This is a genomic window from Ruthenibacterium sp. (assembly GCF_017421385.1).
Taxonomy (GTDB): Bacteria; Bacillota; Clostridia; order Oscillospirales; family Ruminococcaceae; genus Ruthenibacterium; species Ruthenibacterium lactatiformans.
On sequence record NZ_JAFOIN010000090.1, the window covers coordinates 1 to 12723 of the forward strand.

A 12723-nucleotide genomic window follows, 5' to 3' on the forward strand; every position below is an offset into this window, starting at 1 on the left:
CGACAAGGTGAAGATCATGGTTGGCGGCGCGCCTGTCACCGAGGCTTTCTGTGAGCAGATCGGCGCGGACAAATACACCGCCGACGCCGCCAGCGCCGCCGACGCCGCCGTCGCTCTCTGCCGCGCCTCCGCATGAACGGGGAAGGCCGAAACTCAGAAAACAGAAAAGAGGCAGGCGAATGAAAAGAGACATGAAACGCTGGCTGGAAGAGCTGCGCGGCGCTCCTGTTAAAAAGGCGATGCCCGTGCTTTCTTTCCCGGCCATCCAGCTTATGGGAATCAGCGTGCGGGAGCTGATCTCCAGCAGCGACGCCCAGGCGCGCGGAATGCATCTCGTGGCCCAGCGCACAGACGCGGCCGCGAGCGTGAGCCTGATGGATCTTTCCGTGGAGGCCGAATGCTTCGGTTCCGCAATCCGCGTTTCGGACGAGGAAGTTCCCACCGTTGTGGGCAGCATCGTTTCCACCGAAGAAGAAGCACGCGCGCTGGCCGTCCCTCCCGTGGGCGCCGGGCGCACCGGGTTATACATCGAGGCCATTGAAAAAGCGGTCGGCCTGATCACCGACCGCCCCGTGTTCGCCGGCGTTATCGGGCCATTCTCACTGGCCGCACGTCTGCTGGACGTGACCGAGATCATGATCTATTGCTACGAAGAACCGGACATGGTCCACGTCCTGCTGGAAAAGGCCACACAGTTCATCACGGAATATTGCAAAGCCTACAAAGAAGCAGGCGCGAACGGCGTCGTCATCGCAGAGCCCGTGGCCGGGCTGCTCTCGCCCGCTCTTTCGGCAGAATTCTCCGGCCCTTATGTCAAGCAGATCGTGGATGCTGTTCAGGACGATTCGTTCCTCGTCATCTATCACAACTGCGGCAACAGCACCATCCAGATGATCGATTCCATTCTGGAAACCGGCTCCGCCGCTTATCATTTCGGCAACGCCATTGATATGGCCGAAATGATGACCCATATTCCGGCCGGCACGGTGGCTATGGGCAACGTGGACCCCGCCGGGGAGTTCCGGAACGGCACGCCGGAATCCATTCGTGCCGCCACGCTTGGCGTGATGGACGCATGCTGCAAGTATCCCAACTTTGTGATCTCCTCCGGCTGCGATATCCCGCCGCTCTCCCGCTGGGAAAACATCGACGCGTTTTTCGCCGCCGTGAATGAATTTTACGCCGGTACTGCCGCAGGCCGCGGCTGAACCGGGCCTTAAAACAAGGATGTGATGAAATGGATTACTCCGCACTGGCCGAGCAGGTGCGCGGGTTGGGCGCCTATAAGGCAGGCGTGGTCGATTTGCAGGATGTCCGCTTCGACCGCGCGTTCCGCGCAATGTGCGAAACGAACGCCTGCGGCAACTACGGAAAATGCTGGATGTGCCCGCCGGACGCCGGGGATATCGATGCGCTGATGAACGAAGCCCAAAGCTACCAAAAAGCGCTTGTATACCAAACGGTGGGGAAGCTGGAGGACAGCTATGATTTTGAGGGCATGATGGAGGCGGCGCGGCTGCACAACGAGCTTTCGCGGGCACTTGCCAAATGGTTCGCCACGCTGCCTTTCGCCAAAAAGCTGCATCTGGGTGCGGGCGGCTGCCACATGTGTGGGGTGTGCGCCAAACGCACGAATGAACCCTGCCGGCATCCGGAGCTTGCGATGCCCTCTCTGGAGACTTACGGCATCAACGTCTCAGAGCTTGCCGCCTCCAGCGGCATGAAGTACATCAACGGGCAGAACACCGTAACTTATTTCGGCGCGCTGCTGTTCTGCGAGGCATGAGCGCCGGCGGGCGGCAGTCAACTGTGGGAGGGAACGCTTTGGCAAAAGTGAGCGTCAACGGAACACACCTTGAAGCGCAGATGGGTGCGCTGCTGAGCAGCGTCATTCTGCCGCACCATGCACTGGAAATGCCCTGCGCCGGATACGGCCGCTGCGGCAAGTGCCGCGTCGTCGCCCACGGCGCGCTGAGCGCCCTTTCAGACGCAGAGCGGGAACACCTTTCCCCGCAGGATATCTCCCGGGGCGTGCGTCTGGCCTGCTGTGCCCGTGTGGAGGGCGACTGTACGGTAACGCTGGAGGGTGCTGCCGCCAGCCAGATCCGTTTGGCCGGCGAGATGCCGGATTTTGTGCATGACCCAATCTTTTCCGTCTGCGGAGCCGCAGTGGATATCGGCACGACTACGCTGGCGTCCTGCCTGTACGGGCCGGACGGTACGCTGCTGGCCCAGGCCAGCGCGCCGAATCCGCAGGCGGGCTGGGGCGCCGACGTCATCTCCCGCATCGAGGCCGCACTGCACGGCAGCGGCGATGCGCTGGCCGCCTCCGTGCGCGCCGGTGTGCGGGCACTGGTGTTGGAAATGGCCGCTTCAGCGCATATCTCCGCTGAAGCAGTGGACGCGCTGGTCATCACAGGGAACACCGCGATGCTGTACCTGCTCACGCAGACAGGCCCGGACTGTCTTTCCCATGCCCCGTTCGCCGCTTCCCGCCTGTTTGGAGAAACGCTTGCGGCTGGGGAGCTTGGCCTGCCCTGCCCCCATGCGCAGGTATATCTGCCCCGCTGTATGTCCGCTTTTGTGGGTGCGGACATCACCACGGCGTTGCTGGCCAGCGGCATCTGCTCCAAGCCGGACACCCGCATGCTGGTGGATATTGGAACCAACGGCGAGATCGCTCTTTGGCATCGCGGGCAGCTTTCCTGCTGCTCCACGGCCGCCGGGCCCGCCTTTGAGGGGGCCGGGCTTTCCATGGGGATGGCCGGAAAGACGGGCGCAGTGGATCACGTCCGCGTACAGGACGGCGTACTGCAGGCCCACGTCATTGGGGGCGGCGCGCCGAAAGGGATCTGCGGCAGCGGCGTCATCGACGCGCTTGCCTGCCTGCTGGAGCTGGAGCAGCTGGACGAAACCGGGCTTCTGGAGCAGGACCCTGCGCCCGTTGCGCCGCCTGTATGCCTGACGCAGAAAGACGTCCGCATGGTACAGCTTGCCAAAAGCGCCATCTGCGCCGGGCTTCGCACGCTGCTGCGCGTGGAAGGGCTTTGCGGGGCGGACGCCGCCGAGCTGGCCGTCGCGGGCGGCTTCGGCAGCTATCTGGATGTAAACAGCGCGGGCCGCATCGGCCTTCTGCCCGAAGAACTCGTTCCCCGTGTGCGCGTGCTGGGAAACGCGGCCTTGAGCGGCGCGGCCATGCTTTTGCTGAACAGGGGCTTTATCCCCCACAGCGAGGCCCTGGCTGCCGGAGCGAGGACGGTGGACCTTTCCACCAGCGCGGAATTCATGAACGCCTATACCGAAGGTATGTTTTTCTGACGCTCCCAAAGGGGCTTGCAAAAAACGTGCCTGTCCTGTACACTGTAGCATATACAATTGCATATTGCGCCGCGCATTTCCGGGGAAGCGGGTGAAACTCCCGCGCGGTCCCGCCACCGTATTGGGCTTTGCCCTCAGCCGGGGTACCGGGCACGGCGCTGTTCTCACGATTTACGATGGATGGATCGTGCGCGTCTGTTTTGTCAAAAAAGCCGCGCTCCCGGTCCGGGAGGCGCGGCTTTTTATTTTTGCTTTCAGGAGGAATTGAAACATGTCTGCACAAAAGAAAAAAACGCTGATCATCGTCTGCGCCGCGGTCGTTCTTGTGGCCGCAATGCTGGCGGTATGGTTTGCCTTTGGCCCGAAGGGTACCGCCGGGCAGAAGGCCATCGGCGTAACCGTCGTATACGCCGACGCGACCGCCGATGAATTCAGCTTCTCTACCGACGCGGAATTTCTGCGCCAGGCACTGGAGGAGCAGAAGCTTGTCGAAGGCGAAGAATCCCAATACGGTCTGTATGTAAAAACAGTCAACGGCGTGACGGCCGACGAGGCCAAAGAGGAGTGGTGGTGCTTCACGAAGGACGGCGAGGATGTGATGACCGGCGTTGACTCCACCCCGGTCGCGGACGGCGACCACTTTGAGATCACGCTGAAAACCGGCTACTGAGATGGGCAAGACGCGCAGCCTTGTTACCGCCGCGTTCCTCGCGGCGGTGCTGGTGGCTTCCAAATTCGCGCTGGACGGCCTGCCCAATATCGAGCTGGTGAGCCTGCTGGTCATCCTGTACACGCTGGAATATCCGCGGCTGGCCGTGCCCGCCGTTTATACCTATGTCTTTGTGTACGGCCTGCTCAACGGCTTTGGCATCTGGTGGTTCCCGCAGCTGTATATTTGGGCGGTGCTGATGCTGTTCGCCCGGCTGATGCGTCAAAACCGCTCTGTGCTGCTCTGGGCCCTGCTGAGCGGGCTGTTTGGCCTTTGCTACGGCGCGCTGTACGCTGTTTCCTACGCGGTGATGAACGGCGGCATTGCCGCGGGCGTTGCCTGGTGGGTAACAGGCATCCCATTCGACCTGCTGCACGGCGCGGGCAATTTTGTTGTGGCGCTGCTGCTTTATAAACCGCTGCGCTATTGCCTGCAGCGTACAAAGCAGCTTGGGCCGCAGGCATAAACTGTATTATATAAAAAGCAGACGGAGCTTTCAGCTCCGTCTGCTTTTTGTTCCTTCCGTCAGTCCTTCCGGGAGACCAGTATTTTTTCCCGGTATTCCCGCGGCAGCATCCCCGCCACACGTTTGAACACCTTTGTGAAATAACTCTGATCCTCATACCCCACAGCCAGGGAAATATCCGTCATGCGCAGCTCGCGGCGGCGCAAAAGTTCCTTCGCCTTGTTCACACGCACGCGGTTGAGGTACTCGTTGAACGTCACGCCCGTCTCCTGCTTGAAAATGCGGCTCAGGTAAGCCGGAGAAAGATATACCATCCGGGCGGTGTCCTCCAGCGTGATGCGCTCTTTGTAATTGACGCTGATGTACTGTGTACACCGGTGGATGATGTTGGCGTGCTTGGCGTCCGAGAAGCGGAACAGGTCGTCCATAAAGTGGTTCACCACGCCTGCAAGCCACAGGCAGAGCGAATCAATGGTGGTGAATGCGCCGATCCTGTAACGGTATTCATGACTCAGCCGCATCGTGTGCTCTGCGTCCGCGCCGTTCTCGATGGCTGTCCGGGAAATCAGCACCAGCAGCTCATACAGACGGGATTTCACAAGCTCCATATCCCCGCCGTCCACGAACAGGATCGCGCCCAGCAGCTCGTTCAAAAGACGGCGCGCGCCGTCGCGGTCCTTCCGGGCCACGCACTGCAGCAGCACATGCTCCTTTTCAAACGGATAGGGCGGCGGCGCTTCCTCTTGCTTAAGCTCCAGGATATAGGAAGTGATCTGCCCCTGCAGCTCCTCTGAATGGCCCGACTCCATCATTCTGTTTTCCGCCGAAACATTGTTCATAAACCCAACGGCCATGAACAAAAGCACCGAAAGCTGCGTCACCCGTTCTGTCGGCACAAAGGGAATATTCTCCAGCACCTGCACCGCGGCCTGTTTCTGTGCCTCTGTGAGGCGGACATTTTCCGTCAGCTCGCAGGCGATAAAATCCTGTTTTTCTACCATAATGAACGGGCCGACCGTGATTTTCGCCTCGGCGCCGCCTTCGCCCAGAATCGGAGAGACAAAGCATGTGAGCCCCATCGGACAAAAATAGATATACTTGCCGCCGAAGCGCTCGGCCTCCGTCATACCGTAGATATGCGCCTGCACGCACCGGTCGTGAGAGGCGCCTGCGGCGGCGCACATGCCGCAGCTCTCGCAGCCGTACCCGTATTCATCAAAAGCCCTGCCGGTTTTGTCGGACAGCGTGCAGCCCAGACCTGTGGATTGGGAAAAGGCCTTTGCACATTCCCGCGCCAGCCTGCGGTCGAATTGCTCGTATTCCATCTGCGTTCCCGCCTTTCCCCGTGCGCTGCTTTTCTCTCCTTTATCATACAATTTTTCGTTTGGAACATCAATAACATTAAAGCAAAAAAATCCCAAAGGCAGCATTTACCGGCTGCGCCGCATCCGCTTTATACGGTATGAGCCGCCGTTTTACCATTCACCGGCAACCTCTACTGCAATCTTGTGCCACTGCGCCAGCCGCTCGGGGTGGTACTGCACCGTGCTGACATCTTTCAAAATCAGCTCGCAGGTACATCCGTTCTCTTTTGCCGCGCGGCAGGTCTCCTGCAGTTCCCTGCGCACAAGCTCCGGGTCAAAGGAAGCAGCCGCCAGATAGGCCGGGTTCGGCTTGCGGGAGATGACATAGTCGCCGTGGATATGCTCTGCTCCCGCTCTGATATCCGCCCAGGGGCTCATGGAGATCTTGCGTACGTTTTTGATCTTGCGGATGTAATCGATCCGGTTGTGCAGCGGCTCACAGCAGCCGTAATAGACCAGGCCGAACTGCTCCAGCAGCGGCTTGACATATTCGACCTCATACTCTTCAAACATCTGGGGCGAGACAGACCCCAGCATCTGCGCCAGGCCAAATGTCCATACATCTCCCGGCCGAACGTTTTTTTCTTTGTCCTGCGGCAGCTCATCTGTATACGCGCCCGTACAATGTACCGTCGGCTCATATGCGTCGAACAGCTGCTTTTCCGTCAGCTGGTCGATCAGGCTCTGGCAAATGTCCGCCATGCGTCTGGCCGCCTTGTGCAGCAGCTCCGGCTCGTCCGCAAAAAAGAAGAAAAAGTTATCTGTCCCGATCGCCTCCACAAGGTCGTCCCAGATACCGCAGTGGAACATGCGCACGCCTGTCAGGCGCACCGGCAGTATCCCCGACACCATTTCGCTGACCTTTTCCCAGCGCTTTTTGTCCTTCGCCTCGTCCACGCGGATGTCCGGGAATTTCAAATTTTCAAGGTCGCTTTCGCTGCTCAGCTGGCTGACATACGAGTGGCTCACCACATCATTTCTTTCGTCAGCGGCCAACGTCACTTCCCGGCGCACAACGCCGTGGTGGTACCCCTCGATGGTTTTGGGCAGTTCCAGATACGGCTCGAATACTTTGTCCGCGGGAAAATATTTTGCCTGGTACAGCTGTTTGCGCAAAGCATCCTCCACAATACGGGCGTCCGCATCCCTGCACCGGAGCTTCAAGTCCCCGTCCACATCCAGCTCATGCCAGGGCAGCTGGTCTATCATGATCAGAGGGCGGCATTCGCGCAGCCCGTTCAATGCCTTCCACAGAGCGCGCCGCTCTTCATTTACGGGCGCAAACGCGACCTCCCGGTATTCTTTTGCCAGTTGTGTAAGAATTTGTTGATCCGCATTCATGCTTTCCGCTCCTTTCGCCGTGCCCTTCGGCACGGGCTTCTTTCACAGGACATCCTTGCTTCCCCGTCTGTCTCTGCCTCAAAGCTCCAGCTTCATCAGTCGTGCAATTGCAAGAATATAGATGCGCAGCGCTTTGTACAGTTGCGCCATTTCCATGGCCTCGTCCGCACCGTGGGGGGCGCCCGCCCAAACAGGGCGGGGCTGGTCCGTCTCGCCGGGACCGTAGCTGATCGCATTTGCAAACCGGCGCGCATAGGTTCCGCCGCCCATCGCAAAAGGCGCGTCGCTGCGGTTCGCCAGCTCGTTGTAGGTATTTGTCAGCGTGCGGATCTCCGGAGAATTTGGGTCGATGCAGAACGGAGCGCGCATGGCGCCCGGCTCAAAGCTGCCGCCTGCGTTTTCCGCCAGCGCGCACAACGCCGCGCGCAGCCTTTCGCCGTCCATGGCGGCCGGGTAACGGATATCTACGCTTTGACGCAGGCGGCCCTGCTCAAGACGTACCATCCCGCCCACACATGTGAGAGGGCCGAATACATCGTCGCGGGCCGCTACGCCCAGCGCACTGCCGTCTGTATCCGCGTGCAGCGTGCGCAGCATCCGAAGTGCCCGTTTCTCCTGCGGCGTGCACAGACCGTTGTCCAGCAAATAACCCACCACCAGCCCGATGGCGTTGACAGACCCCTGCGGCCCGGCCACATGCCCGCCTTTTCCCCGCGCTTCAATTCGCACACAACCGTTTTCGGCCCGTACTGTTATGTTTTCCGTATCCGGCAGGCGGGTCTTTTCTGTCCGCACCAGCGCATAGGCGCGGTCCGGCACCACGTTTTTTGCCTCGCCGCCAAAAAATTCCTTCAAGCAGCCGTTCAGCGGCGCGCTTACCAGCCAGCCGCTGTATCCCCCCTTTTCCGCATATCCCACCGGGAAACGCGCGTCGGGAGAAAAACAAAATGCGGGCTGCGGATAATGGGCAAGGTAGTAGTCTACATCCTGCATGCCCGTTTCCTCATTTGTGCCGAACAAAACGTGCAGCGTATAGGGCAGTTTCACGCCTTGTTCCTTAAAAAATTTTGCGGCATACAGTGTGATGACGGCCGGCCCCTTATCGTCGGCTGTGCCGCGCCCCACCGCGAATCCGTCCCGCAGCGTCATGCAGAACGGGTCGCCTGTCCATCCGCTGCCCTCGGGTACCACGTCCAGATGTGTGATGAGCGCGATCTGTTTTTCGCTTTTGCCCGGCAAGTCGGCATACCCCACATAGCCCTCGCAGTTCCGCGTGGAAAGGCCCATACCCGAAGCAATTTCCAGAGCGGCCTCCAGCGCGCGCTTCGGCCCCGTGCCGAAAGGCGCGCCCGGCGCTGGCTCTCCCTGTACGCTTTTAATGTCCACCAGCGTTTTCATATCTCGCAGGATGCCCTCATGGCTGCGCTTCACAAATGCGTCGATCTGCCGGAGCAGCCGTTTTTCATTTTCGTCCATACCGGTTCTCCTTTTTTGCGCGCTGCTCAGCGCACAGGCAGTTCCCGTGCAAACAGAGCGCACATGTCCTGCGCGTCCTCCATACAGGCGGCGTCATACCACACCACTGTTTTCTGGCTCTTCAGCAGGTCCATGTTCGACTCGATCTCGGCTCGTGTCAGACGCAGCACCGGGATCACCCGGGTCAGTTTCTCCCGGCTGCGCTTCCACACCTCCACCGCACGGTCGGTGTTCGGGTCCGAGGAAAGCTCCATCAGCCGGATATTCGGCAACGATGCGACAGAGGCCAGGCATCGTTCGCTGAGGGCATGCATGTGGATAAACACCTCGTCGAATTTGCGAAAAATGCGCTCCGTGCGCGGCCGGCCGAACTCCTCGAACTGCTCCAGAGAGATCATTGTGGTCGTATCCTCGGACACATGCCCCAGGCCGCGGCCGGGCAGCCATTCGCCAAAGCCCGTCACCACGCCGCCGTATACGTCTCCTGCCGCCTCCATCTGTTTTTCATAGTTCCATACAAGCGCGTCCGCGCAGTAATCCAGCAGCGCCTTCAGGTCCTCCGGCTCTTCATAGAAATCGTAGAAAAAGTCGTTGCCGCGCAGCGTGTTTGCCATCTCCAGCGCGCCGGACGCGCCGCGCACCATGGGCAGAAAATAATCGCTGTACTTCTCGCGCAGATATGCGATACCGCCGTTCACCATCCGGAATACCGGGTTGTTTTCATCCATTGCCAGCTTTTCCAGTTCTCCGGGCGCATCCAGCATCGCGTAATGCCAGCTCGTATCGCTCTCGTAGTCCACCCGGCCGCCCAGAAAGGCCGTGTGTTCGGCAATGCCGTACCACGGCCCTTCCGCGGGCACCGTATCATCCGCAAGCTCCGCCCGCTGCGCCAGACGTTCGATGGTACACTGGGCGCGGGCGTCCAGATATTTGTACACATCGTCCGGAAATGTGTAGTCCGTAAGCGACAGCGCAGGCGAGGGCAGCGTGGCGATGTTTTTCACTTTCAGCAGCGCGCAGCCCACGGCCTTCGTATCATAAAAAGCACGCGTTTTCGCAATGCAGTTTTCAACCTTTGCCTTATCCATTTTCATTGTCGTTCCCTCCGTTTCGGCCGCTCAACCCGCGGACTGAGCGATTTTCCAGCAGAATTCATGCCGGCCGCCGCCCAGCACGGCGCCGTTTTCCGGCGCCTGCACACCGGCGGGCAGCCGCAGACGTGCGGTCGTTCCAAACGGCACCCCGGCGGTAAACGTCACCGTGTCCCCGTCCTTTTTCCAACCTGCAAAAATAGTGCCGTGCGGGCTTTCCACACTGCACGAAAGCGTGTCGATGGCCAAATCCAGCGCGGGCGCCAGCAGGAAGCTGCGGTATGCGGGAATGTCCCCATCGGGGCGGATGCCCGCAAAATAGCGGTAAAACACCGCCGATACATCCGAAAACATGTAATGGTTGTGCGAGCCGCCCAGGTTCCAGCACTCCGCCAGCGTCGTGCAGCCGTGAGCCACCCAGTACAGATAGCCGGGGTAGTCCTCCCGCGTGAGCATCTTGTAGATCACGTCCGTGCGCCCGTATTCGCCCAGCATGTTCAGCACATATTTCGAGCCGAGAATGCCGTAATCAATGTGCCAGCCGTTTTGCGCGATGCGCTCTGCCAGGCGCTCCATCAGCCGCGCCTCCTCCTGCGGCTTCAGCAGATGATGGAAAGCCACACAGCCGTCCGAGGTCTGGCATGCTCCCGCCACCTCGCCGGTATCCGCATCCACAAAATTGCGCAGCAGCGCCGCACGGATCTCCTCGCTCCTGGCAAGATACGGGTCGTCAAGGCCCAGCACACGGCTCATTTTGGAAAGCATCCTGGCGCTGCGGTAATAGCAGGCGGTATCCGTCAGGGCCACAGGCGCTTTGAACGTGCTCATGTTGACAGAGATTGCCGGGCCGTCGAAGGGTGCGCACCAGTCTCCGATGCCGTAGTTCACGATGCCGTCCACAGCCATGCTGGACATAAAATCAAAATGGCGGCAAATGAAAGGATAATACCGCGCCAGAATGGCTGCGTCTCCCGTCTGTTCGTACAGCGCCCAGGGCAGCGTCGTCAATACCATCGACCAGTCCGGCCCATTGCCCCAGTTATAGCCCCAGCCCGTTGACGGACATACGCAGGGAATGGAACCGTTGGGTCTCTGGCTTTGGCAAAGGTCGTCCAGCCATTTTTCCAGAAACAGGAATGCGTCATAATTCAGCAGGAGCTGATCGTGCACGGTACCCGCGTCTCCCGTCCAGGCATTCTTTTCCCGGTGGGGGCAGTCTGTGGGCACGCCCTGGCAGTTGGAGATGCTGGACCAATGGCATAGGCGCTGAATCGTCATCAGCGTATCGTCCGAACATTCAAAATGTCCGGTGCGCTCGAAAGACGTGTGCATCACAAGGCCCATGATGCACGGTCCCGGCAGCTCTTCCGGCAGCCCCTCGGCCTCCACATAGCGGAAGCCGTGATATACGAACTGCGGCGTCCATTCCTCCGGCCCGTCGCTCTTTTTGATATATTTGTCCGTCTGGAATTCCCCGGTGCGCACAAAGCCGCTGATGTGCTTCTGTTCCACATGCTGTCCGTCCCCGGTCAGGTCCTCGCAGTAGCGCAGCACAATCTCGCTGCCTGCGGGGCCATAGGCCGTCAGGCGCACCTTGCCTGCAAAATTCTGGCCCAGGTCGAAGATCCAGCGCCCCTCCTGCGTGCGGTATGCGTTCACGGGCGCAAGCTCCTGCATCACGCGTATAGGCTGCATCTCAGCCGCGCGCAGCACGCCGCCGGCGCCGCGCACCAACTCGGCGTCCTGCCAGCCGTCCGCGCCGTACGTGCTCTCGCTCCACCCCGGCAGCTCCAGCCGCGCGTCGTACCACTCGCCATTGCGGATGGAATTGAACGTGATGGGCCCGGGCGAGGTTTTCCAGCCTGTATCGCTGCAGATGCAGTCCTGTGTACCGTCGGCGTATGTGATATACAGCTCACACAGCAGCTTGGGCACCGCACGCCAGCTTGCCTGACGGATGTTCCACGCATCCTCGGTGAAACAGTTGTACCAGCCGTTGCCCAGCGCCACGCCCAGCGTAGCCGGGCCTGCCGCCGGCAGGTGCTCCGTTACATCATACACGCGGTAATACGACAGCGCGTCGTATTTGGTGAACGCAGGCTCCAGCAGATTTTCAGAAACCTTTTTCCCCTCTATGAACGCCTCGTGGTACCCCAGCCCGCAGATATACAGCCGCGCGCTGCGCACCTCGCCCCGCAGCGGGAACGTGCGGCGCAGATAGGGCGCGCCTGTGTCCGTTTTGTCCATTTTCAGAAACGGCGCCGTGATCCAGCGTGCGCGCCAGGCCTCGTTCAGCTTGCCCGTCTCGAAAAAGGCCGGACGGCTGACGGCCGCTTCTCCGGCACGGTTCCACGCCGTCACACACCAATAATACCGGGTGCGGGGCTGCAGCGGCGGGCCGGCATAGGCCACGCTCACATTCCCATCACCCGCGGTCTGGCCGGAATCCCACACGTCTCCCTGCCCCGCCTGTGCGCGCCGCGCGTCTGTGGACACTGTGATGCGGTACGCCGTCTGGGCGTCGCCCCGCGTGTCCGAGCGCATTTTCCAGCCGAAGCGTGGCGTACGGTCCAGCCCCAGCGGATTTTCCTGATGATTGCAGGTGCACTGTACGATTTTAAAGCATCCCATAAAAAGCCATCCTTTTCTGTGGGCGCGCGGCCCTTTTTTATTTTCCGTACCGGCCCAGTTTGTGGGCAGTCTGATACATGGCGATCACGTTTTCCACGGGCGTGTTGTCCTGCAGATAATGCGTGGGCGCAAGGCAGTAGCCGTGGTGCGGCATCATCGTCTCCAGCGTCTCCGCCACGTTCTGTACCACCGCTTCGGGCGTCATCACGGCCAGCTTTGCCGTAGAAATGCACCCGTGGAACGCCAGCCTGCCGCCGTATTTCCGTGCAAGACAGGCGGGGTCCATGTCCGCGGCTTCCGGCTGCAGCGTATCGACCGCCCGGATGC

At 60.3% G+C, this 12723-nt stretch carries 11 protein-coding genes and 1 riboswitch; of the genes, 5 read left to right on the forward strand and 6 right to left on the reverse strand.

The window, feature by feature from the left end:
- Nucleotides 1-179: 179 nt before the first annotated feature.
- The 5 genes from IIY41_RS10785 to IIY41_RS10805 all read left to right on the forward strand — a co-directional run bounded on the left by IIY41_RS10785 (nucleotide 180) and on the right by IIY41_RS10805 (nucleotide 4493).
- Nucleotides 180-1208: a uroporphyrinogen decarboxylase family protein gene (locus IIY41_RS10785; RefSeq protein WP_050006656.1), complete on the forward strand. Its 1029-nt coding sequence runs from the start codon at nucleotides 180-182 to the stop codon at nucleotides 1206-1208.
- 29 nt (nucleotides 1209-1237) lie between these two features.
- Nucleotides 1238-1786 (forward strand): DUF2284 domain-containing protein, encoded by a 549-nt coding sequence (locus IIY41_RS10790; protein WP_055081349.1) that lies wholly within the window; start codon nucleotides 1238-1240, stop codon nucleotides 1784-1786.
- 47 nt (nucleotides 1787-1833) lie between these two features.
- Complete coding sequence (locus IIY41_RS10795; RefSeq protein WP_242869140.1) at nucleotides 1834-3318, forward strand: ASKHA domain-containing protein; 1485 nt, start codon at nucleotides 1834-1836, stop codon at nucleotides 3316-3318.
- 53 nt (nucleotides 3319-3371) lie between these two features.
- A riboswitch (adenosylcobalamin (AdoCbl) riboswitch) is annotated at nucleotides 3372-3511 on the forward strand.
- A 78-nt stretch (nucleotides 3512-3589) separates the two neighbouring features.
- Complete coding sequence (locus IIY41_RS10800; RefSeq protein WP_278659708.1) at nucleotides 3590-3988, forward strand: DUF4430 domain-containing protein; 399 nt, start codon at nucleotides 3590-3592, stop codon at nucleotides 3986-3988.
- A gap of 1 nt (nucleotide 3989) precedes the next feature.
- On the forward strand, nucleotides 3990-4493 hold the full coding sequence (locus IIY41_RS10805) for a hypothetical protein (RefSeq protein ID WP_050006660.1): 504 nt from the start codon (nucleotides 3990-3992) through the stop codon (nucleotides 4491-4493).
- A gap of 59 nt (nucleotides 4494-4552) precedes the next feature.
- Here IIY41_RS10805 and IIY41_RS10810 read toward each other — a convergent pair whose 3' ends face one another.
- The 6 genes from IIY41_RS10810 to IIY41_RS10835 all read right to left on the reverse strand — a co-directional run.
- Nucleotides 4553-5818, reverse strand: a complete 1266-nt coding sequence (locus IIY41_RS10810; RefSeq protein ID WP_165858976.1) for a helix-turn-helix domain-containing protein — start codon at nucleotides 5816-5818, stop codon at nucleotides 4553-4555.
- Nucleotides 5819-5968: 150 nt separating this feature from the next.
- Entirely contained in the window at nucleotides 5969-7198 is a 1230-nt protein-coding gene (locus IIY41_RS10815; protein ID WP_050006662.1) for a uroporphyrinogen decarboxylase/cobalamine-independent methonine synthase family protein, read from the reverse strand.
- Nucleotides 7199-7276: 78 nt separating this feature from the next.
- Entirely contained in the window at nucleotides 7277-8674 is a 1398-nt protein-coding gene (locus tag IIY41_RS10820) for a Sapep family Mn(2+)-dependent dipeptidase (RefSeq protein ID WP_287400700.1), read from the reverse strand.
- Nucleotides 8675-8700: 26 nt separating this feature from the next.
- Nucleotides 8701-9768: a uroporphyrinogen decarboxylase/cobalamine-independent methonine synthase family protein gene (locus IIY41_RS10825; RefSeq protein ID WP_009325248.1), complete on the reverse strand. Its 1068-nt coding sequence runs from the start codon at nucleotides 9766-9768 to the stop codon at nucleotides 8701-8703.
- A gap of 24 nt (nucleotides 9769-9792) precedes the next feature.
- Entirely contained in the window at nucleotides 9793-12396 is a 2604-nt protein-coding gene (locus IIY41_RS10830; RefSeq protein WP_287400703.1) for an alpha-L-rhamnosidase, read from the reverse strand.
- A gap of 37 nt (nucleotides 12397-12433) precedes the next feature.
- Nucleotides 12434-12723: uroporphyrinogen decarboxylase family protein (locus IIY41_RS10835; protein WP_287400705.1), on the reverse strand; the 290-nt coding region annotated here is incomplete at its 5' end.

What these genes read in the sequence shown, in the direction of transcription:
- IIY41_RS10805 (WP_050006660.1), top strand. Translation starts at nt 3,990, where the DNA reads ATGGGCAAGACGCGCAGCCTTGTTACCGCCGCGTTCCTCGCGGCGGTG.
- IIY41_RS10830 (WP_287400703.1), bottom strand. Translation starts at nt 12,396, where the DNA reads ATGGGATGCTTTAAAATCGTACAGTGCACCTGCAATCATCAGGAAAAT.
- IIY41_RS10785 (WP_050006656.1), top strand. Translation starts at nt 180, where the DNA reads ATGAAAAGAGACATGAAACGCTGGCTGGAAGAGCTGCGCGGCGCTCCT.
- IIY41_RS10815 (WP_050006662.1), bottom strand. Translation starts at nt 7,198, where the DNA reads ATGAATGCGGATCAACAAATTCTTACACAACTGGCAAAAGAATACCGG.
- IIY41_RS10800 (WP_278659708.1), top strand. Translation starts at nt 3,590, where the DNA reads ATGTCTGCACAAAAGAAAAAAACGCTGATCATCGTCTGCGCCGCGGTC.
- IIY41_RS10825 (WP_009325248.1), bottom strand. Translation starts at nt 9,768, where the DNA reads ATGAAAATGGATAAGGCAAAGGTTGAAAACTGCATTGCGAAAACGCGT.
- IIY41_RS10820 (WP_287400700.1), bottom strand. Translation starts at nt 8,674, where the DNA reads ATGGACGAAAATGAAAAACGGCTGCTCCGGCAGATCGACGCATTTGTG.
- IIY41_RS10810 (WP_165858976.1), bottom strand. Translation starts at nt 5,818, where the DNA reads ATGGAATACGAGCAATTCGACCGCAGGCTGGCGCGGGAATGTGCAAAG.
- IIY41_RS10790 (WP_055081349.1), top strand. Translation starts at nt 1,238, where the DNA reads ATGGATTACTCCGCACTGGCCGAGCAGGTGCGCGGGTTGGGCGCCTAT.